Genomic DNA, 19,414 nt, shown 5'->3' on the forward strand with positions numbered 1-19,414 from the left:
AAATAGGTGAAGAATCGGTTAAAATCAATAAAAAATGTTGCGTTAAATAAAACGTGGGTATCTTTTTTAAATGATAACCACCCATATAGTCTGCTTCACTGGTCAATCGGAGGCTCTCATGACGATACGAAGGACGTATGGTTGCTTCAAGATGAAATGACGTTTGAAGCACAAGAATTCCCGACTATAGATGAAGCAATTCAATGGATGGAGAAAAATATGGAGCATATTTCTGATGTGCTAGGATGAAAAAAGGCTACCACCTGATTAATGTGGTAGCCTTAATAAGTTCTCAATAAGCGGGCGCTTACGCTTTTGTATTCGTATAGGAAGTGGTAAAAATTCTTGTACTATGGATAGGCGCTTTGACATCCAGCTCCAGCGCTAAAGCAGAAGTGAACTTCACACTCCTTATACGCTAAGTCAACATCGAATCGCTTACGCTATTCGTGTTTCCTTTGCCGCACATTAACGGGCAGTATATGATTAAACTGCCCGTAAAAGTCCGATAAGTCTCGCTATCCATCAGATAGCCCACTGATGGAAGTCTCGCTTTATCTCATACGGAGTGCTCCAGTTCATATGTCGCTAAGCGGGCGCCTACGCTTTTGTACTTATAAACCAATCTCAGCAAAAAACTCATCAATAACTTTAGAATATTCCTCGCGGTTTTCTGCATACGACATCGCATGTGAGCCTTTTTCAGCAATATAAAGCTTTTTAAGCCCTGTCTTTTTTTCGTAAAGTTGTTTAGTCATTTCAGCTGGTATGTAATCATCTTCCTTACTATGAATCAATAAAACAGGACGTTTTATATTTGCTATTGCATTAAGTGGTGAAACACCTTTAATAGAGTAACGATCACGCAGCTGAACAAAAGGCTTTGCAATTGGCATAATCAAAAGGCTTGGTACCTTGAACTCTACTTTAAGTCTGTAGAGTAGCTGTGCTTCAAGCTCTGAGAAAGGGCAGTCGGCAATATAAAAATCTGCGCTGTCTTCAACCATTCCAGCATAAAGCAACGTCGTAACTGCACCCATTGATTCACCATGTATCCCTAAAATAATTGAATCCCCAAGTTCTGTCTTTAACCATTGAACAACAGATTGAAGATCAAATTTCTCATAATGACCATAACTTGTTGTTTTCCCACCACTTTCACCATGCCTACGATGGTCATAAATCAAAACATTCCAGCCCTTTTGCAAAAATAAATTCATATACTTAACTGAATTAAGGCGATTTACTGTAACTCCGTGACAAATAATGATGTAACGATTCGTCTTGTGGGGTTCAATAAGAGTGCCTTTAATTGAGTAACCAAACTGAGAGGGAATTGAGACATCTTTCTTTTCAAGAGCATCAAAATCCTTTTGATTATAAAGTCCGTATTTAGTATCACGATTGATAATTTCTTCATCTGTTTTCTTTTTGATATACATCATTTTATTTGTAAAGAAAAATCCAATGATAAAAATATACGAAAGGATAATAAGCAATCCAATAAATATTTTTTTCATAACGCTGACTCCTTTACCTTTTACTTCATTCTTATTTTACATGAACAGCTACCACACTTCCAATGTTTACAAAGTCATGCAAATAAAAAAGACAAGCATTAAGCCTGTCTAATTAATCATTGCTCTGAATTCTGTCTTTTTGTAGGATGGATCGCTTTTGCTACTTCTTCAGCAGCCATCATCTTTTTAGAAGTATCAGCATTTGGTTTGCCTTTTTGTCCTCGTTGCTTAGCCATGTTAAATCGCTCCTTTCTATCAAATAAAATATGTGTTTATTGAACAAATTATACAATTATCGAAACAGCCAAGCAGTATTTGCGTATCCATATAATAATGAGGTGTTTAAATGAAAGCCTTTCTCTTAGGATTATTGCTTGCTTGCTTAATAGGACTAATTGGTTATATGACGAATGATAAAACGATTATTACCATGCTATCTGGAAGTGTTGGTTTAGTTTCCTTTTTAGCATCAGGATTGTATGTAGGAGTTTTTGTAAGTAGTGATCGCATAAGAATACAATATCAAAATGAAACAAAGGAAGAACGAATAAAAAGAGTGAACAGAGCTGCGATGTTCTTTTTACTGGGATTACCTAATCTCTTGCTTGGTATTTATACAATTGCAATGTAATGAATTTCCTTTAGTAAATCTCTTTTCAATTTTAAAAATCTTTTTTATACTTTGAAGTAGAGATAATCCAAGCTCTGTTTACTTCGTTCAATTAAATGGGCGTTTATAAGTGACATTGAAAAAGGATGTAGGAGGCGAGTGGATGAAAAAGCCAAGCAAGAAAAAGGATGATCAGTCAGTATCAGTTTCAGATCATTTAAATAGTAATTTATTAGAGCAGTTGAAAGCAGTGAAAAAAGGATTAACACAGGAACAAGAGGAAAGACAAGCAGCGCTTGAACGCCAAAAACTAGAAGAACGAAAACAAAGAGAAAAAAATAAAAGCTTTGAAGAACTGTTAGACGAGAGTTCCTTATCATGGAAGAATTTTAAATAATTATAGAGAGACAAGAAAACGGGGCCAAATCGGCCCCGTTTTTTAACGGTGTTGTTCGTATTTATCTAGTTTCGTTAGTTGTTGTAGCTTTTCATATGTTTGGGGATCTAGTGGCACACCTGATCCCGCTGTAGCATTTTCAATTAATTGCTGTATCTTACTTGCCCCAGGAATTACTGTGCCGATGGCATCCTGATAAAGGCAATATTGCAAAGCAAGCTCTGTCATACTATGGTGGGTGTCTACATTCTCAAGTTCTACTAGTTGTTTTTCCAGCTCTCCCTTTGAATAAGAAAGATACCCTTTATCTAGGAGCTTTAATGATAGAGGTTTTTCGGTTAAAAGACCTTTTGCAAGAGGTCCACGAGCAATTACACTCACCCCATTTTCTTTCATGAGCGAAAACCATTCCTCAGGACGTCGATCTAGTAGGCTGTATTGCATCATAATTGAGATGATACTTGATTTTTTAAGATACTCCTTAATCACATTAGGTCGAATGGAAGAAATACCATAATAACGAATAACACCTTCTAGTTTTAATTCTTCAAAAGCTTCTATCGTTTCATCAATATTATCTTCAATTGTTCCCCCATGCAGCTGATAAAGGTCAATATAATCAGTTTGCAAACGAAGTAAGCTCTGTTTTACAGCTTCTTTTATATATGCCTTAGAAGGATCCCAGCTCCAGCCAGTTTTGTCATCCTTCCAACGATTTCCTACTTTTGTTGCTAAAATAATGTCCTTTCGGCGATGTTTAATAGCTTTGCCGACAAGTTCTTCATTTCGTCCAAAATCATATAAATCCGCTGTATCAAAGTAATTAATACCTTGTTCTATTGCTGCATCAATAAGTGAGAGAGCATGCTTTTCTTCCGTTCCAAGTGACATACAGCCAAGTCCTACTTGACTTATATATAATTCTGATTTGCCAAGTTGTCTTTTTCGCACTTTATCACTCCTTTTCAATAACCATCTTTAATTCGAGGTTAGTATAAAGAATATGAAAAAGCAACTCAAAACACTTAGTCTATTTTTTTTTGAATTGAACCTGAATGTTTCCTTGTTTTATCATCACTAATCCATTCATTTACAGTTGTATACGTACGACCATACTCCTTCAATTTTGTACGAATCTCCCACGCTTTCCCAACAAGAACAATACCCTTGTCCAGCAGATAGATTTTCACGTTTTTTAGAACCATTCCTTTCCAATAGGCCTGTTAAAGCTCACTGTTGATTTTGGCACCTTGTTGATTGCAGCGGAAATCAACAACCAAGTTTAACAGAGCCTTCCAATAAGATATGATAGAATGTATGAAGGAAGAAATGCTTATAGAACAGGAGCTGATCGAATGGATCATTTAAAAGAAACGACACTCTCTTCAAAGGAAATATTCAAGGGGAGAATTATTGATTTATATGTAGAAGAAGTTGAACTACCAAATGGTAAAACAAGTACTCGCGAAATTGTAAAGCATCCAGGGGCAGTAGCTGTTATAGCAATAACACCAGAAAATAAAATTTTAATGGTTGAGCAATTTCGTAAGCCGCTTGGACGGACATTAGTTGAGATTCCAGCTGGTAAGCTAGAAAAAGGAGAACAACCAGAATCTACAGCTAAAAGAGAATTAGAGGAAGAAACCGGTTATACATGTGGTAATCTACAACCATTAATCTCGTTTTATACCTCACCTGGGTTTGCTGATGAACTTGTTCATTTATTTATTGCAGAGAATTTGGAAAAGCTAACAGTAGCTGCAGAACTAGATGAAGATGAATTTTTAGATGTGATGGAAGTGACATTAGAGGAAGCAGCGGAAATGATTCAAAATAAAAGAATATACGATGCAAAAACAGCCTATGCCGTTCAATACTTACAACTTAAACAAGCGCTAAAAGGACAGGAAAGCTAAATTACAGCATAGCCTGATGTAACATAGATAATTTATATCAAGGAACTTAATTAATAGTTAATCTAGTAGTAAAACTTAGTCTAACCTTCGTATTAAATTGGCGTAAACACTCGACAGGAGGTTTGTTAACATCATGAATCGTTATTTTGCTGATTTACATATTCATATCGGTCAAACAACTTCTGGAAAGCCAGTGAAAATTACAGCCTCACGAACGCTCACCTTAGAAAATATATTAGTCGAAGCTAGTGAGCATAAAGGAATTGATATTGTAGGAATCATTGACTTTCATGTACCTGAAGTATTACTGACGCTTACTAAGCTTGTTAAAAATGGTGATTGTGTCGAGCTAGAAAACGGTGGCATTCGCTTTAACAATACAACCTTAATTCTCGGTAGTGAGCTGGAAATTTATGATGATGCTTGCAAAGGTCCGATCCATGTATTGGCCTTTATGCCATCACTTGAAAAAATGCAGGAGTTTTCTACATGGCTTTCTTCGCGATTAACAAATATTACGTTAAGTTCACAAAGAATTTATGAAGAAGGAAAAACATTACAGAAGGTTGTTAAAAACCTAGGTGGGATATTTATACCTGCTCATATTTTTACACCTCACAAAAGCTTATTTGGAAGTGGAGTAACGTATTCATTGAAAGAGGTTTTTGATGGAAGCCTAATTGATGCGGTTGAACTTGGATTAAGCTCTGATACCACGATGGCGGACCAAATAGCTGAGTTACATAACTTTACGTACTTAACCAATTCAGATGCTCATTCATTGCCGAAAATTGGGAGAGAATACCAAAAACTAGTTTTGCAAGAACCAAGCTTTTTAGAATTGAAAAAAGCACTAGCTGGGGAAGATGGTAGAGGTGTAGAAGCTAATTATGGTTTAAATCCATATTTGGGAAAATATTATGAAACAACATGTGAAAAATGTGGTATAAAGCCGGAAGCAGATCAAGTAAAATGTGAAAACTGCGGTAGTACTCGTTTTGTAAAAGGAGTATCAAAACGGCTCAAAGAACTAGCAAGTTCAATAGAAAATACCAATATTCGTCCTCCATATATTCATCAAGTTCCACTTCAATTTATTCCTGGTATTGGTCCGAAAACATTAGAAAAATTGAAGGACATGTTCGGAACCGAGATGAACATACTACATGAAGTACCTAAGCATGAACTTCAGAAGGTAGTACCAGAAAAAATTGTAGAGTATATAGTGGCTGGAAGAGAAGGTCGCCTCCAAGTGACATCTGGCGGTGGCGGAACGTATGGAAAGGTTACAGGAATTTAGTGAAGATGGGGGAAAAGTACTTATTTGTATTTCCCCCTATCAGTTCATTTCCTTTAGATAATTTTAGCGAACACAGATGTATCTCTCAGTGACGTACCATCTGCTGACAGAGCGTCATGATGAAACGTACCCTCTAATGTAAATCCTAATTTTTCAGGTATATTTCGACTTTTAACATTATTTGAATCACATCTAATTTCAATTCGTTTAGCAGCAAGTTCTGTTTCAGCAAAATATATTAATCCTTGGACAGCTTCTGTCATGAACCCTTTACCACTGAATCTTGAATCGATCCAGTAACCAATTTCAAAGCTACGTATCTCCCAATTTATTCTATGTAGGCCAGTACTCCCGATAAACTGATCAGTAAATCGATCAAATATAAGAAAGCGCAAATCTTCGCGTGAAATAAATTTTGCGATTGCTTCTCTAGTGTTTATTTCGGTATCCTCAAGCGTTGGAGCTTGCTGTGCAAAAGGTAGCCATTGTTTTAACTCGTTAATCGAAGCAAGAATTGCCGAATTAACTGCTTTGCCATCACCAAACTTAGGGGCGCGAAGGAGTAGGTGTTTTGTTGTGAATTCAGAAGGGAAATCTAGTAAAATAGGATTCATTTCTACACATCCTCTTCATTTTTATAAAAGTATATAATAGAAAACTAGAAAAGAAAACCAACTTTTTGAGTCATAGAATAGTGATCCTCTCATATACTCTAGTAAGTGAATGACGGGAGGAAATAATATGCGTAGACAACTGCCAATCAGTGCAATGATAAAGCAGCATCTTAAAGAGCATTCTTCAATATATCTGTTTGTGTTTGTTTTGTTTCTAATGGGGGTTATTTTTGGCGCGATTATTGTAAACAGTATGAACTTAAGTCAAAAAGAAGACTTATACTACTATTTAAACCGATTTTTCGGACAAGTTGCTGAAGGGAAAGTAGCAAGTTCTACAGATATGTTCCAACAAAGTTTTTTTCATAACTTAAAATACTTAGGCTTAATGTGGATCTTAGGTATTTCAATCATTGGACTACCAGTCATATTAGTTATGCTTTTTATAAAAGGTATGGTCGTTGGTTTCACAGTCGGATTTTTAGTGAATCAATTAGGATTAAAGGGCTTTTTACTCTCATTTGTTACAGTACTACCGCAAAATGTGCTGCTTATCCCAGCCTTTATCATTATGTGTTCCGTTGCAATTGCCTTTACGTTAAAGATCATCAGACAGCTATTCGTAAAGAAAACAAGTAATTTAGAGGCCCCATTCTCTTTATTTATGCGGTATGTAACCGTGTTTTTATTTATTGGAGTTCTTGCTATAGTAGCATCTGGGTTTGAAGCTTACGCATCACCATTTTTAATGAAAAATGTAGTAGAGTTTGTAAGTAAATAATAATTATTATTAATTAATATAGATTATGTTTATTAGATTGTAATGATTTTAGTTGGACACTTTCCTTCCAAATGATATATAATAGTTTTGGGAACGCGGCGAGGGAGGAAAAGTAGTTATGGAAAACCGCATTGATCGGATCAAGAAGCAGCTGCACTCTGCTAGCTATAAGCTAACACCGCAGCGTGAAGCAACTGTTCGGGTATTACTAGAAAATGAAGAAGATCACTTAAGTGCTGAAGATGTGTACCTTCTCGTAAAAGAAAAAGCACCCGAAATTGGACTAGCAACAGTATATCGTACTTTGGAATTATTAACTGAATTAAAAGTTGTCGATAAAATAAACTTTGGTGATGGTGTATCTAGATACGATCTTCGTAAAGAAGGAGCAGCACATTTTCACCACCATTTAGTATGTATTGAATGTGGTTCTGTAGCTGAAATTGAAGAAGATTTACTAGAAGATGTTGAAGAAATCGTTGAAAGTAAATGGAATTTTAAAATAAAAGATCACCGCCTAACATTTCACGGAATATGTGTGAAATGTCAGGAAAAGGCGGAAAACGAACAACAAGAGCCTAATAATGATGAGTAACAGAGTCTAACATACATAGTTAGGCTTTTTTTGTCGTTTACAAAACTTTAAATACATTGAAATTTGGAAAATTGCTTCTATATCCAGCAATAGCTCTTTATTTAGTACATGAAAAATCATGTTTAAAGATTAACAAAAAAATAAAAATGATGTATAAAGTTTGTCCTTTTTGGCATATCTTCTAATAATCAGTACAAAAGCGCAAGCGCCTCGTTCAGCCTAGGGCAAATAAGACGATTTAGAATAGAAGGCGCTCTTTGCCTTCAATACTAAATTGGCTAGACCCTAGAGGGGCTAGGCGCTGGAGCTGGATGTAAAAGCGCTTATCCACAGTACAAAAATTTTATAATTTCCAAAACGATAATAAAAACTCCTCGTTAACGTATGATCCTTCAAAATCAAATAGACTAAAAGAAATTTATTGACAATCTTCGTTTTGGGCGGAGTAAATCACCGAATAGAGTTGGAGGTTCCTTATGATTCGCTGGTTAAAGACGGTTAGAGATATGTTAAAGGTATTTATTTTATTCACTGGATTTACGATTTTATTCTATTATGCTATCATTTGGGTGAACTTAGAGTATCAGGAATTACATCGATATGATCAGCCAGAAGGAGCTGCCTTAAAAGTAACAAACATGGTTAACAATGAGGAAGAAAGCTGGTTTAACAGATTAATGTTCTTTATTGACAATGGGGAGTAGACGATTTTGAAGGATCAAATAAAAGATTTTATCCACTATTTAATAGTAGAACGAGGTTTATCCAATAACACTATCGTATCTTATGAAAGAGATTTAAAAAGTTATCAAAAGCATTTAACGGAAAATCAACAAATTAAAACATTTAATGATGTCACACGTCTTCATATTATTCAATTCTTAAAATCCTTAAAAGAAGCTGGGAAATCAAGTAAAACGATTGCGAGACATACAGCATCCATACGCTCGCTTCATCAATTTTTGCTAAGAGAAAAGCAAGCAGACCAGGATCCATCTGTATTAATTGAGTCTCCACAATTAGAACGGAATTTACCTAAAATCCTCTCTTTACAAGAGGTGGAAATGCTGCTTGATACACCAAAGCTTACAACTCCGTTTGGCTATCGAGATAAAGCAATGCTTGAGCTTTTATATGCCACTGGAATTCGAGTAAGCGAGATGATTAATCTTAACCTAACAGATGTTCATTTAACAATGGGATTTATTCGATGTTATGGAAAAGGGAATAAAGAACGAATTGTTCCAATTGGTCGAACAGCAACTGAGGTCATTACCAATTATATTGAAAAGGGAAGACCAAAATTATTAAATGCAAAGCAGCCAACTGAAGCTCTCTTCGTCAATCATCACGGAAAACGAATTACTAGGCAAGGCTTTTGGAAAAATCTAAAGAAAATAGCACTAGAAGCAAATGTGAATAAAGAGCTCACACCACATACTTTAAGACATTCCTTTGCAACACATTTACTTGAGAACGGTGCAGATTTAAGAGCTGTTCAAGAAATGCTCGGGCATGCAGATATTTCAACAACTCAAATTTATACACATGTAACAAAAACTAGATTAAAGGATGTTTATAATCAATTTCATCCTAGGGCTTAACGAGGCATCACACATTTGTGGAGATGCTTTTTTATCGTTAAGCAGGAAATAGATCAATGCTTTGAAAAAATAAAGAATAGAAAATTGAATTTACTCCTTAAAAGTTGTCAATGTTCATGTAAGGGGTTTATAATAGAGACATGGTTTAGTTGTCAGACTTCCGACAAGTTCTCATTTTCGAATTGAATATAGTGTTATTAGGGAACAGTAAGTTAAGAGAATATGAAAGAAGGAGGATTTGCATGGCAAATTATACATATAAACGAATTTTTTTAATTGTGATGGATTCAGTTGGCATTGGAGAAGCTCCAGATGCAGACAAGTTTAACGACCTTGGCTCAGACACGCTTGGACACATAGCAGAACATATGGGTGGGCTAAATATGCCTAATATGGCTAAGCTAGGTCTAAGTAATATTCGTGAAATTAACGGAATACCAAAACAAGAACAGCCACTAGCTTTTTATACAAAAATGCAGGAAGCATCGAATGGCAAAGATACAATGACCGGGCATTGGGAGATTATGGGGCTTAATATAAAGCAACCCTTCAGAGTCTTTCCAGATGGTTTCCCACCAGATCTTATCAACGAATTAGAAGAAAAAACGGGTCGTAAAATTATTGGTAATAAGCCTGCATCAGGAACGGAAATATTAGATGAATTAGGCGAAGAGCATATAAATACAGGGGCATTAATTGTGTATACATCTGCAGACTCAGTCTTGCAAATTGCTGCACATGAGGAAATTGTTCCACTAGATGAACTATATAAAATATGTGAACTAGCACGTGAAATGACATTAGATGAAAAATATATGGTAGGACGTATCATTGCTCGTCCATTCCTAGGTAATCATGGGGAATTCACACGAACTGCAAATCGTCATGACTATGCTTTAAAACCTTTTGATCGGACAGTCATGAATGAGCTAAAAGATAGTGGATATGATGTTTTGTCTATCGGGAAGATTTCTGATATTTATGATGGTGAAGGAATCACAAAATCATTACGAACAAAATCCAATATGGATGGCATGGATAAGCTAAATGATACTGTTGGCATAGATTTTACTGGTATTAGTTTTGTAAACTTAGTAGATTTTGATGCATTATATGGTCACCGTCGTGATCCCGCTGGATACGGTAAAGCGCTAGAAGAATTTGATGCAAGATTAACAGAAGTCCTTGACAAATTAACGGAACAAGATCTTTTAATTATCACAGCAGACCATGGCAATGATCCTATTCACCACGGAACAGATCATACAAGAGAATATGTTCCATTACTGGTTTATAGTCCGCGTTTAAAAATAGGTAAAGAGCTGCAAATAAGAGAGACGTTTGCTGATATTGGGGCAACCATTGCTGATAATTTTGCAGTAAAAATGCCTGCATTCGGAAAAAGTTTTTTAGCAGATTTAGAATAGGAGGATACATATGAATTACGATGCAATTAAAGAAGCTGCGAGTTATGTGAAATCGAAATACGAGGATACACCAAAAATCGGTCTGATTTTAGGCTCAGGTTTAGGAGTATTAGCAGATGAAATCGAAAACCCTGTAAAGATTCCATACAATGAAATCCCGAATTTTCCAGTATCAACAGTTGAAGGACACGCAGGTCAACTTGTAATAGGAACACTTAAGGAAGCAAAAGTAATTGCAATGCAAGGCCGCTTCCATTTTTATGAGGGATATAGTTTAGACAAAGTAACAGCACCAGTTCGAGTGATGAAAGAGCTTGGAGTTGAAACATTAATCGTCACAAATGCAGCAGGGGGAATTAATGAGTCCTTCGAAGCTGGTGATTTAATGTTAATCACCGATCATATTAATAATATGGGGACAAATCCTTTGATTGGGCCAAATGACGCTAATATAGGAGTTCGTTTCCCAGATATGTCAGAGAGTTACAATAGAAAGCTTCGAGATATGGCAAAAAATATTGCTAGTGAGCTTAATATTAAGCTTCAAGAAGGAGTATATGTTGGTAATACTGGACCATCCTATGAAACTCCTGCAGAAGTACGCGCCCTTCGTACATTAGGAGGAGATGCAGTCGGTATGTCAACGGTACCAGAGGTCATCATCGCTAGACATGCAGGACTAAATGTATTAGGTATATCCTGTATTTCCAATATGGCTGCAGGTATTTTAGATCAACCTCTATCGCATGACGAAGTGATCGAAACCACGGATAAAGTGCGTGTCAACTTTTTAAAATTAGTAAAAAGTATCGTAGAGAAGATCCAGTCATCAAACTAAAAATAAAGGTGAGATTATCTATGAGAATGGTTGATTTAATTGAGAAAAAAAGAGATGGCCAAGAATTAACAAAAGAAGAAATCCATCATATCATTAAAGCTTATACTTCTGGTGATATTCCAGATTATCAAATGAGTGCTTTTACAATGGCTGTTTATTTCCAAGGTATGACAGACAATGAGCGTGCAGAGCTAACAATGGCCATGGTCCATTCCGGTGACACAATCGATTTAAGTGAAATTCAAGGAATTAAAGTGGATAAGCACAGTACAGGTGGAGTTGGTGATACTACAACACTTGTATTAGGCCCATTAGTAGCTGCAGTCGGGGTGCCCGTTGCAAAAATGTCAGGACGTGGTTTAGGTCATACAGGCGGTACAATCGATAAACTAGAATCCGTACCTGGCTTTCACGTAGAAATAGAAAATAAACAATTTATTGAGCTAGTGAATAAAAACAAAATCGCTGTAATCGGTCAAAGTGGGAACCTTACCCCAGCTGATAAAAAGCTATATGGATTACGTGATGTTACAGCAACGGTAAATAGCATTCCACTCATTGCAAGCTCCATCATGAGTAAAAAAATTGCAGCAGGTGCAGATGCCATCGTATTAGATGTAAAAACGGGCGCCGGTGCGTTCATGAAAGATCTAGAGGATTCAAAAGAACTTGCCAAAGCAATGGTTGACATTGGAAATTTAGTTGGTCGGAGAACAATGGCCGTTATTTCTGATATGAGCCAGCCATTAGGATACGCAATTGGCAATGCACTAGAAGTAAAAGAAGCAATTGATACCTTAAGTGGAAAAGGACCAACAGACTTGGAAGAGCTTTGTTTAACACTAGGAAGCTACATGGTCCTCTTAGCTGAAAAAGCAAAGACACTAGATGAAGCTCGATCAATGCTTGTGGAAGTCATGAGCAACGGAGATGCACTGAAAACACTGAAAATATTTTTAGAAGCGCAAGGTGGAGATGGATCTGTTGTTGATCATCCAGATACTCTACCACAAGCGAAGTTTATCGTTGAACTAGAGGCAGAACAAGAAGGCTACGTTTCTGAGATTATTGCTGACTCAGTTGGAACTGCAGCCATGCTACTCGGAGCAGGACGTGCAACAAAAGAATCACAAATTGATTTAGCAGTTGGCTTAATATTAAATAAAAAAATTGGTGACTTTGTTAAAAAAGGTGAATCTCTTGTTACGATTCACAGCAACCAAGAAAATGTAGATGACGTGATGAACAAGTTGTATAGTAGCATATCGATATCCAGTAGTGAGGTAAAAGCACCGAAATTGATTTATGCCACGGTGGAATAGAGGGATTTATTGAATTGACCACAGCCTAATGGGCTGTGGTTTTTAAGTGTGGACTTAATACAAGTTAATAAAGAGAGAAAAGAAATGTTCAAATTTCAAAAAAAAGTCTCAAATAGTAAAGAAGTGATCAAAGCCAGAATAGACGCAACTAGTGCAAAAGTGGCGCAAAATTAAGAGGGGAAGATGCACCAAAGTGGCAAAAAGAAGAGACCAATTCTCATCTCGTACAACCTCCTATAAGATTCTTTCATCTTTAAATTTCAAGGTTACTGGTAGCACATGTGATAAGCGTTATCACATTTCAATAGAATAACTACCTATAAAAAATCTTTCCTCCACCCTAGTATAATTTCCCTCCAAATGGAAAAAATGGATGTATAAAGAATGGAGGGCTTATGAAATGAAACGGATACTTTCTTGTTTTACGCTTATAGCAATGCTTATTTCTGTCACACCAGTGGCATTTGCCAAAGAATCTACAACTGTCGAACTTGCAGATAAAGCGAAGTCAGCTGTTTTAATCGAACGAGATACGGGAACGATTTTGTACGATAAAAATAGTGATGAAAAGCTGCCTCCAGCAAGTATGACAAAAATAATGACGATGCTATTAATTATGGAATCGCTCGAAAATAATCAAATTAAATGGGATGAAAAAGTTCGTACAAGTGAATATGCTGCTTCAATGGGCGGTTCGCAGATTTTCTTAGAGGCCGGAGAAGAAATGACTGTCGAGCAAATGTTAAAAGGTATTGCGATTGGATCTGGAAATGATGCGTCAGTTGCAATGGCTGAAAAAATAGCAGGCTCTACTGAACAGTTTGTAAATATGATGAACAAGAGAGTAGAAGAGCTAGGATTGAAAAACACTCATTTTAAAAATCCGACAGGTTTGCCTGAGCCTGACCATTATAGCTCGGCTCATGACATGGCTTTAATGGCAAAAGAGTTATTAAAGTATGAAGAAATTACGAAATTTACCGGTAAATATGAGGATTATTTACGAGAAGGAACTGACAAGAAATTCTGGCTAGTTAATACGAATCGCCTTGTTAAGTTTTATCCAGGTGTTGATGGAGTGAAAACTGGGTTTACAAATGAAGCGAAGTATTGCTTAACGGCAACTGCAAAAAAAGATAATATGCGTGTAATTGCAGTTGTTTTTGGAGCAGATACACCGAAAGACCGTAATGCACAAGTAACAAAAATGCTAGATTATGCATTTAGTCAGTATCAAACACATCCTCTATTTGAAAAAGATCATGTTTTAACAAAGGTGAAAGTAAGCAAGGGTAGTGAAAAAGAAGCAAACTTAATGACATCTGAGCCAATTTCAGTCCTTACTAAAAAGGGTGAAAATGTGGATGATGTGACTCAAGAGATTGTGATGAAAAAAGATGTGAAAGCACCTATTGAAAAAGGTGATGAGCTAGGTTCTCTTCAATTAAAGAAAGATGACAAAATTCTGGCTGAAAGCAAATTAGTAGCCGAAAAAGATATTTCAGAAGCGAGCTGGTGGCAGTTATTTAAACGGGTAATGGGGGATTTTACAAAGTCTAGCTAATGTTGACGAATAACCACTAGTTTTGTCACCATGCAGGAAAATGAAGTTTCAATCAAGAATGACTCTTTATCCAGAAATTAAGGAGGGGTAAAACCTTGAGTCTAGCGATTGAACTTGATGTGAAGGAAGCTGTATTATGTGTAAGACTTTCAGGTGAGCTTGATCATCATGCAGCTGAAGAATTACGTGCAAAAGTTACAGAGACGTTAGCCACGAATCCTATTAAGCATATTATGTTAAATCTTGAAAATTTATCGTTTATGGATAGCTCCGGTTTGGGTGTGATTTTAGGAAGATACAAACAAATTAAAGCTTCAGGTGGAGAGATGGTTGTGTGTGCAATTTCTCCTGCTGTAAAACGATTATTTGATATGTCAGGGTTATTTAAAATTATCCGTTTAGAAGATGATGAGCAAAAAGCACTGCAAACATTGGGGGTGGCATCATGAAAAATGAAATGAACCTCCAATTTTCAGCACTTAGTCAAAATGAATCCTTTGCAAGGGTCACGGTAGCAGCATTTATTGCACAACTTGATCCGACAATGGATGAATTGACGGAAATAAAAACAGTCGTTTCTGAGGCAGTGACAAATGCGATCATTCATGGATATGAAAATGATCCAAATGGTATTGTGTTCATTTCAGTTACATTAGAGGATGATGTCATCCATATGACAATTCGTGATGAAGGTATAGGGATTGCTGACATTGAAGAAGCGAGACAACCTCTCTATACAACAAAGCCTGAACTTGAACGATCAGGTATGGGTTTTACAATCATGGAGAATTTTATGGATGAAATTAAGGTAGAGTCGTTAGAAACAAGAGGTACAACAGTTAGGCTGACAAAACACTTATCGAAAAGTAAAGCTTTATGCAATTAAAGGGAGACTTGCTATGGATGTGGAGGTCAAGAACGATAATTCAAAGACACAGTTAAAGGACCATGAAGTCAAGGAGTTAATTCGTCGCAGTCAAGAAGGGGACCAAGAGGCTCGTGATTTAATTATTCAAAAAAATATGCGTCTCGTTTGGTCAGTTGTTCAACGCTTTTTGAACCGCGGTTATGAGCCTGATGATTTATTTCAAATTGGAAGTATTGGTTTACTGAAATCTGTCGATAAATTTGATTTATCTTATGATGTGCGATTTTCAACCTATGCAGTACCTATGATTATTGGAGAAATTCAGCGATTTATCCGAGATGATGGGACAGTAAAGGTTAGTCGATCATTAAAAGAACTAGGCAATAAAATTCGACGTGCTCGTGATGAACTCTCGAAAACAATGGGGAAGGTTCCCACTGTAGCAGAAATCGCAAACTACTTAGACATTTCTCCCGAAGATGTGGTTCTCGCTCAAGAAGCTGTAAGAGCACCTTCATCCATTCATGAGACGGTTTACGAGAATGATGGTGATCCGATTACATTGCTCGATCAAATAGCTGATAATACGGAAACAAAATGGTTCGATAAAATCGTGTTAAAAGATGCAATTCGTGATCTCGATGAACGAGAAAGACTTATCGTATACTTAAGGTATTATAAAGACCAAACACAATCTGAAGTTGCAGAGCGGTTAGGAATATCTCAAGTACAAGTATCACGACTTGAAAAGAAGATCTTACAGCAAATGAAGGATAAAATGAATCAATAGAAAAAAGCTGGCCTTATTGGGTCAGCTTTTTTGTCGTTTTAATCCTTATGGGAATACACCAAATATTCGACTATAACGTATATAAATCAAAGTAAAATAATGCTGTCCTTCCATGGTAATTATTGGACTTCAGCTAAGGCTTGCATGATTAAAAATCAGCAAATGCATACTACATATACGAACAAAATTAATAAGACGAATTTATGACAGTAAAAAACGAACATCTAAAGCAATGTGGGGCTCTGTATGAGGTAACAAAATATAATTTACTATACTAAATTCGTCCGTTTTTAAAAATTGATTGGAATTATTATTAGTTAGAATGTTCTGTATCCAACCTTGCTTATAAACCAAATCATTAGGAAGTGAATCTTGATGGAAAAGACGGTATATATTCGACTTCGTCATCGCATTCAAGTCCATCCTAACGATGTCATTACGATTGATAAAATCGCACTCGTCGTCGGCGATAAGGGGTTGACGGAAAAACTAAGACAACTATTTATTCACAAAATTAAACCGAGTGATAAAAATATGGTGGTAATAGACGTCATGCACGTTTTAAAAGAAATACATAAATTTGACCACCTTATTGATGTCCAGACAATTGGATCTTCACAAACAATCGTTGAAATCGTGTACGAAAAAAAGAAGCTTTCACCAATCTTATTTCTTGCTGTATGGATCCTACTATTTATAGGTTCGGGGCTTGCAATTATGAACTTTCATGAGGATGTAAGTATGCAGCAAGTTCATCAACGTATCCATAAAATTGTAACGGGGAATTCAAATGATCAACCACTCTTACTGCAAATTCCATATTCAATTGGATTAGGATTAGGAATGGTTTTGTTTTTCAATCATTTATTTAAGAAAAAAATTAATGAGGAACCAAGCCCCCTGGAAGTTGAAATCTTTAATTATCAGCTAGATTTAGATAAATATGTTGCAATGAATGAAAATAAGGAGAATTTGAACAACGTTGATAATGATCGTAAATAGTGTGATCTTAATTATTATTGGCTTGTCAGGGGGGCTAGTTGTAGGTACTGGGTTTGTAGCTTTTTTAGCTGTACTCGGGATTATTCCAAGGCTAACTCAGCTAACAAAAACAAACCATTTTATCCAAGTATATGAGTGGGCGATTATTCTCGGAACTGTTATTACAGGCTGGATGAGCTTACGAGATACAGTACTATTCCAGTCAGAGTTATGGCTTATTCCAATTGGACTTTTTAGTGGGATGTTCATTGGAATGTTAGCAGCCGCCTTAACAGAGGTATTAAATGTTTTTCCGATCTTAGCAAAGCGGATTGGATTAGGAGATAAAATTGTTATTCTGTTAATGGCGATTGTGTTTGGGAAAATTATTGGTTCCCTTTTCCACTGGATCTATTTCGTGAATCATTAAAGGAGGTAGAAGCATGGCAAACTCTAAAATGAAGGATGACTATAAAAATCAGATTAAAAGCTATCAACCAAAAACACCTTACGTTTTAAACTGCTTAAAAGCATTTCTAATAGGTGGGTTTATTTGTATGATTGGTCAAGGTATCCAAAATTTTTACATTAATGTATTAAATTTTTCTGAGAAGGATGCAGGCAATCCTACTGCAGGAACGTTGATTCTAATCTCAGCCATTTTAACTGGAATAGGTGTTTATGATAAACTTGGACAGTTTGCGGGTGCAGGATCTGCAGTTCCTATTACTGGTTTTGCAAATTCCATGACAAGTGCTGCAATTGAGCATCGAAGTGAAGGGATTGTTTTAGGTATTGCAACCAATATGTTTAAGCTAGCCGGTAGTGTCATCGTATTTGGGGTTGTAGCAGCGTACATTGTAGGTATTATTCGTTATTTCTATGGGATTGTATTTTAAGGTGAGGTGACACTTATGAAATTAACTGGTAAACAAACTTGGCAATTTGAAAATCCATTATTTGTACAATCAAGTGGAACCGCTGTTGGTCCTAAGGAAGCAGATGGTCCCTTAGGCCAATTATTTGATGTGAAGCATAAAGAACTTCATTGTGGTGAAGACAATTGGGAGCTTGCCGAAAGACGATTAATGGAGCAAGCAATAGAACAATGTTTAAAGAAAGGGAATAAAACCACTGATGATATTGATCTTTTTTTAGCGGGAGATTTGTTAAATCAAAATGTAACAGCAAATTATGTTGCTAGACATGTAAATATCCCATTTCTTTGCATGTTTGGTGCATGTTCAACATCTATGGAAACCGTAGCAGTTGGATCTGCCCTAATAGATGGTGGCTTTGCTAGTAATGTGCTAGCAGCAACAAGTAGTCATAATGCTACTGCGGAAAGACAATTTCGCAATCCAACCGAATATGGTGGTCAAAAGCCAGATACTGCAACGTTTACTGTAACAGGTTCTGGTGCTGTATTAATAAGTAAAGAGGTCAGCAACATACGTATTACATCAGCTACAATTGGGAAAGTAGCTGATCTTGGTATCAAAAATCCGTTTGATATGGGTTCTGCGATGGCACCTGCGGCAGCTGATACAATTGCACAGCATTTAAAAGATTTAAATAGGACTCCGGATGATTATGACATGTTTTTAACTGGTGATTTGTCTGGAGTGGGTAGTCCAATTGTTAAAGAAATGCTTAAAGATGAAGGCTATGATGTTCACGACAAACACAATGATTGTGGTTTAATCGTCTATCGTCCCGATCAAAAGGTATTTGCAGGTGGCAGTGGGTGTGGGTGTTCAGCTGTTGTAACATATAGTCATATATTTAATGAATTAGAAAAAGGAAACCTAAACCGTGTTTTTGTAGTGGCAACAGGAGCATTATTAAGCCCGACAATGATTCAACAAAAAGAATCTATCCCTACTATCGCACACGGTGTTGTTTTTGAAAGAGCTGATGGGAGTGTGAATAGCTAATGGAGTACTTATTGGCTTTTATAGTAGGAGGTGCTATTTGTGTAGTTGGGCAGTTACTTTTAGATATTGTAAAGTTCACGCCTGCACATGTGATGAGTACTTTCGTCGTATCAGGTGCGATTTTAGATGGATTTGGTCTTTATGATAAGTTAATTGAGTTCGCAGGAGCAGGGGCAACTGTTCCAATCACAAGCTTTGGACATTCATTACTTCATGGGGCAATGGAGCAAGCTCATGAACATGGTTTTATAGGAATTGGCATTGGGATCTTTGAATTAACTTCAGCCGGGATATCAGCTGCGATACTGTTCGCTTTTATCATGGCCCTTATTTTTAAACCGAAAGGATAG

At 36.4% G+C, this 19,414-nt stretch carries 25 protein-coding genes; 21 read left to right on the forward strand and 4 right to left on the reverse strand.

What is annotated here, in order from left to right:
- Positions 1–6: 6 nt before the first annotated feature.
- A complete protein-coding gene (locus WCV66_RS12925; protein ID WP_066330155.1) occupies positions 7–249 on the forward strand; it encodes a DUF2552 family protein in 243 nt (80 codons plus the stop codon).
- A 365-nt stretch (positions 250–614) separates the two neighbouring features.
- On the opposite strand, the gene WCV66_RS12930 is transcribed toward WCV66_RS12925, so the two are convergent.
- Positions 615–1,520 carry an alpha/beta hydrolase gene (locus WCV66_RS12930; RefSeq protein WP_338789261.1) on the reverse strand — a complete coding sequence of 302 codons (906 nt, stop codon included), beginning with the start codon at positions 1,518–1,520 and terminating at the stop codon, positions 615–617.
- 346 nt (positions 1,521–1,866) lie between these two features.
- On the opposite strand from WCV66_RS12930, the gene WCV66_RS12935 reads away from it, so the two are divergent.
- Together WCV66_RS12935 and WCV66_RS12940 are read left to right on the forward strand one after the other, a co-directional pair.
- Positions 1,867–2,151 (forward strand): DUF5316 family protein, encoded by a 285-nt coding sequence (locus WCV66_RS12935; protein ID WP_066330150.1) that lies wholly within the window; start codon positions 1,867–1,869, stop codon positions 2,149–2,151.
- A 142-nt stretch (positions 2,152–2,293) separates the two neighbouring features.
- Complete coding sequence (locus WCV66_RS12940; RefSeq protein WP_066330149.1) at positions 2,294–2,527, forward strand: YqkE family protein; 234 nt, start codon at positions 2,294–2,296, stop codon at positions 2,525–2,527.
- Between the two features lie 42 nt (positions 2,528–2,569).
- On the opposite strand, the gene WCV66_RS12945 is transcribed toward WCV66_RS12940, so the two are convergent.
- Positions 2,570–3,478, reverse strand: a complete 909-nt coding sequence (locus WCV66_RS12945; protein ID WP_338789263.1) for an aldo/keto reductase — start codon at positions 3,476–3,478, stop codon at positions 2,570–2,572.
- Between the two features lie 74 nt (positions 3,479–3,552).
- On the reverse strand, positions 3,553–3,717 hold the full coding sequence (gene mciZ, locus WCV66_RS12950) for a Z-ring formation inhibitor MciZ (RefSeq protein WP_338789264.1): 165 nt from the start codon (positions 3,715–3,717) through the stop codon (positions 3,553–3,555).
- A 165-nt stretch (positions 3,718–3,882) separates the two neighbouring features.
- On the opposite strand from mciZ, the gene WCV66_RS12955 reads away from it, so the two are divergent.
- Both WCV66_RS12955 and WCV66_RS12960 read left to right on the forward strand, forming a co-directional pair.
- Positions 3,883–4,443, forward strand: coding sequence for an NUDIX hydrolase (locus WCV66_RS12955; protein WP_066330256.1), 561 nt, complete (start codon positions 3,883–3,885; stop codon positions 4,441–4,443).
- Between the two features lie 133 nt (positions 4,444–4,576).
- Complete coding sequence (locus WCV66_RS12960) at positions 4,577–5,743, forward strand: endonuclease Q family protein (RefSeq protein WP_338789265.1); 1,167 nt, start codon at positions 4,577–4,579, stop codon at positions 5,741–5,743.
- A gap of 53 nt (positions 5,744–5,796) precedes the next feature.
- Here the strand turns inward: WCV66_RS12960 and WCV66_RS12965 are convergent, their stop codons facing one another.
- Positions 5,797–6,357, reverse strand: coding sequence for a GNAT family N-acetyltransferase (locus WCV66_RS12965; RefSeq protein ID WP_066330141.1), 561 nt, complete (start codon positions 6,355–6,357; stop codon positions 5,797–5,799).
- A gap of 127 nt (positions 6,358–6,484) precedes the next feature.
- Here WCV66_RS12965 and spoIIM point away from each other — a divergent pair, with 127 nt between their 5' ends.
- The 16 genes from spoIIM to spoVAE all read left to right on the forward strand — a co-directional run bounded on the left by spoIIM (position 6,485) and on the right by spoVAE (position 19,414).
- Entirely contained in the window at positions 6,485–7,138 is a 654-nt protein-coding gene (spoIIM, locus tag WCV66_RS12970) for a stage II sporulation protein M (protein WP_066330140.1), read from the forward strand.
- A 118-nt stretch (positions 7,139–7,256) separates the two neighbouring features.
- Complete coding sequence (locus tag WCV66_RS12975; RefSeq protein WP_338789266.1) at positions 7,257–7,733, forward strand: Fur family transcriptional regulator; 477 nt, start codon at positions 7,257–7,259, stop codon at positions 7,731–7,733.
- 476 nt (positions 7,734–8,209) lie between these two features.
- On the forward strand, positions 8,210–8,437 hold the full coding sequence (locus tag WCV66_RS12980; protein WP_066330136.1) for a YqzK family protein: 228 nt from the start codon (positions 8,210–8,212) through the stop codon (positions 8,435–8,437).
- A 6-nt stretch (positions 8,438–8,443) separates the two neighbouring features.
- The gene (gene xerD / locus WCV66_RS12985) at positions 8,444–9,337 is read left to right on the forward strand and encodes a site-specific tyrosine recombinase XerD (RefSeq protein WP_338789268.1); all 894 of its coding nucleotides are present in this window, start codon (positions 8,444–8,446) and stop codon (positions 9,335–9,337) included.
- 242 nt (positions 9,338–9,579) lie between these two features.
- Positions 9,580–10,764, forward strand: a complete 1,185-nt coding sequence (gene deoB / locus WCV66_RS12990; protein ID WP_338789269.1) for a phosphopentomutase — start codon at positions 9,580–9,582, stop codon at positions 10,762–10,764.
- A 10-nt stretch (positions 10,765–10,774) separates the two neighbouring features.
- Positions 10,775–11,602, forward strand: a complete 828-nt coding sequence (locus tag WCV66_RS12995) for a purine-nucleoside phosphorylase (RefSeq protein ID WP_338789270.1) — start codon at positions 10,775–10,777, stop codon at positions 11,600–11,602.
- A gap of 20 nt (positions 11,603–11,622) precedes the next feature.
- A complete protein-coding gene (locus WCV66_RS13000) occupies positions 11,623–12,924 on the forward strand; it encodes a pyrimidine-nucleoside phosphorylase (RefSeq protein WP_338789271.1) in 1,302 nt (433 codons plus the stop codon).
- Positions 12,925–13,324: 400 nt separating this feature from the next.
- Positions 13,325–14,488: a D-alanyl-D-alanine carboxypeptidase family protein gene (locus WCV66_RS13005; protein ID WP_338789272.1), complete on the forward strand. Its 1,164-nt coding sequence runs from the start codon at positions 13,325–13,327 to the stop codon at positions 14,486–14,488.
- Between the two features lie 95 nt (positions 14,489–14,583).
- Positions 14,584–14,937, forward strand: coding sequence for an anti-sigma F factor antagonist (gene spoIIAA / locus WCV66_RS13010; protein ID WP_066330129.1), 354 nt, complete (start codon positions 14,584–14,586; stop codon positions 14,935–14,937).
- Complete coding sequence (gene spoIIAB, locus WCV66_RS13015; RefSeq protein WP_066330128.1) at positions 14,934–15,374, forward strand: anti-sigma F factor; 441 nt, start codon at positions 14,934–14,936, stop codon at positions 15,372–15,374. The genes spoIIAA and spoIIAB overlap by 4 nt, the downstream gene beginning before the upstream one ends.
- Positions 15,375–15,387: 13 nt before the next feature.
- The gene (sigF, locus tag WCV66_RS13020) at positions 15,388–16,146 is read left to right on the forward strand and encodes an RNA polymerase sporulation sigma factor SigF (protein WP_066330125.1); all 759 of its coding nucleotides are present in this window, start codon (positions 15,388–15,390) and stop codon (positions 16,144–16,146) included.
- A 375-nt stretch (positions 16,147–16,521) separates the two neighbouring features.
- The gene (locus WCV66_RS13025) at positions 16,522–17,148 is read left to right on the forward strand and encodes a stage V sporulation protein AA (protein ID WP_066330120.1); all 627 of its coding nucleotides are present in this window, start codon (positions 16,522–16,524) and stop codon (positions 17,146–17,148) included.
- Entirely contained in the window at positions 17,135–17,557 is a 423-nt protein-coding gene (locus WCV66_RS13030; protein WP_066330254.1) for a stage V sporulation protein AB, read from the forward strand. The genes WCV66_RS13025 and WCV66_RS13030 overlap by 14 nt, the downstream gene beginning before the upstream one ends.
- A 13-nt stretch (positions 17,558–17,570) precedes the next feature.
- Entirely contained in the window at positions 17,571–18,026 is a 456-nt protein-coding gene (gene spoVAC, locus WCV66_RS13035; protein ID WP_066330118.1) for a stage V sporulation protein AC, read from the forward strand.
- A 15-nt stretch (positions 18,027–18,041) separates the two neighbouring features.
- Positions 18,042–19,064: a stage V sporulation protein AD gene (spoVAD, locus tag WCV66_RS13040; protein WP_066330115.1), complete on the forward strand. Its 1,023-nt coding sequence runs from the start codon at positions 18,042–18,044 to the stop codon at positions 19,062–19,064.
- Entirely contained in the window at positions 19,064–19,414 is a 351-nt protein-coding gene (gene spoVAE / locus WCV66_RS13045; RefSeq protein ID WP_066330112.1) for a stage V sporulation protein AE, read from the forward strand. Before spoVAD ends, spoVAE begins: the two co-directional genes overlap by 1 nt.

The organism is Metabacillus rhizosphaerae (genome assembly GCF_037201795.1).
Lineage (GTDB): Bacteria > Bacillota > Bacilli > Bacillales > Bacillaceae > Metabacillus > Metabacillus rhizosphaerae.

Coding starts and splice junctions, on each gene's coding strand:
- sigF (WP_066330125.1), top strand. CDS start 15,388: ATGGATGTGGAGGTCAAGAACGATAATTCAAAGACACAGTTAAAGGAC.
- spoVAE (WP_066330112.1), top strand. CDS start 19,064: ATGGAGTACTTATTGGCTTTTATAGTAGGAGGTGCTATTTGTGTAGTT.
- deoB (WP_338789269.1), top strand. CDS start 9,580: ATGGCAAATTATACATATAAACGAATTTTTTTAATTGTGATGGATTCA.
- WCV66_RS12975 (WP_338789266.1), top strand. CDS start 7,257: ATGGAAAACCGCATTGATCGGATCAAGAAGCAGCTGCACTCTGCTAGC.
- WCV66_RS12940 (WP_066330149.1), top strand. CDS start 2,294: ATGAAAAAGCCAAGCAAGAAAAAGGATGATCAGTCAGTATCAGTTTCA.
- WCV66_RS12960 (WP_338789265.1), top strand. CDS start 4,577: ATGAATCGTTATTTTGCTGATTTACATATTCATATCGGTCAAACAACT.
- WCV66_RS12980 (WP_066330136.1), top strand. CDS start 8,210: ATGATTCGCTGGTTAAAGACGGTTAGAGATATGTTAAAGGTATTTATT.
- WCV66_RS12965 (WP_066330141.1), bottom strand. CDS start 6,357: ATGAATCCTATTTTACTAGATTTCCCTTCTGAATTCACAACAAAACAC.
- spoIIAB (WP_066330128.1), top strand. CDS start 14,934: ATGAAAAATGAAATGAACCTCCAATTTTCAGCACTTAGTCAAAATGAA.
- WCV66_RS12955 (WP_066330256.1), top strand. CDS start 3,883: ATGGATCATTTAAAAGAAACGACACTCTCTTCAAAGGAAATATTCAAG.
- spoIIM (WP_066330140.1), top strand. CDS start 6,485: ATGCGTAGACAACTGCCAATCAGTGCAATGATAAAGCAGCATCTTAAA.
- WCV66_RS13005 (WP_338789272.1), top strand. CDS start 13,325: ATGAAACGGATACTTTCTTGTTTTACGCTTATAGCAATGCTTATTTCT.
- WCV66_RS12935 (WP_066330150.1), top strand. CDS start 1,867: ATGAAAGCCTTTCTCTTAGGATTATTGCTTGCTTGCTTAATAGGACTA.
- WCV66_RS12995 (WP_338789270.1), top strand. CDS start 10,775: ATGAATTACGATGCAATTAAAGAAGCTGCGAGTTATGTGAAATCGAAA.
- WCV66_RS13025 (WP_066330120.1), top strand. CDS start 16,522: ATGGAAAAGACGGTATATATTCGACTTCGTCATCGCATTCAAGTCCAT.
- WCV66_RS13030 (WP_066330254.1), top strand. CDS start 17,135: ATGATCGTAAATAGTGTGATCTTAATTATTATTGGCTTGTCAGGGGGG.
- WCV66_RS12930 (WP_338789261.1), bottom strand. CDS start 1,520: ATGAAAAAAATATTTATTGGATTGCTTATTATCCTTTCGTATATTTTT.
- WCV66_RS13000 (WP_338789271.1), top strand. CDS start 11,623: ATGAGAATGGTTGATTTAATTGAGAAAAAAAGAGATGGCCAAGAATTA.
- spoVAD (WP_066330115.1), top strand. CDS start 18,042: ATGAAATTAACTGGTAAACAAACTTGGCAATTTGAAAATCCATTATTT.
- spoVAC (WP_066330118.1), top strand. CDS start 17,571: ATGGCAAACTCTAAAATGAAGGATGACTATAAAAATCAGATTAAAAGC.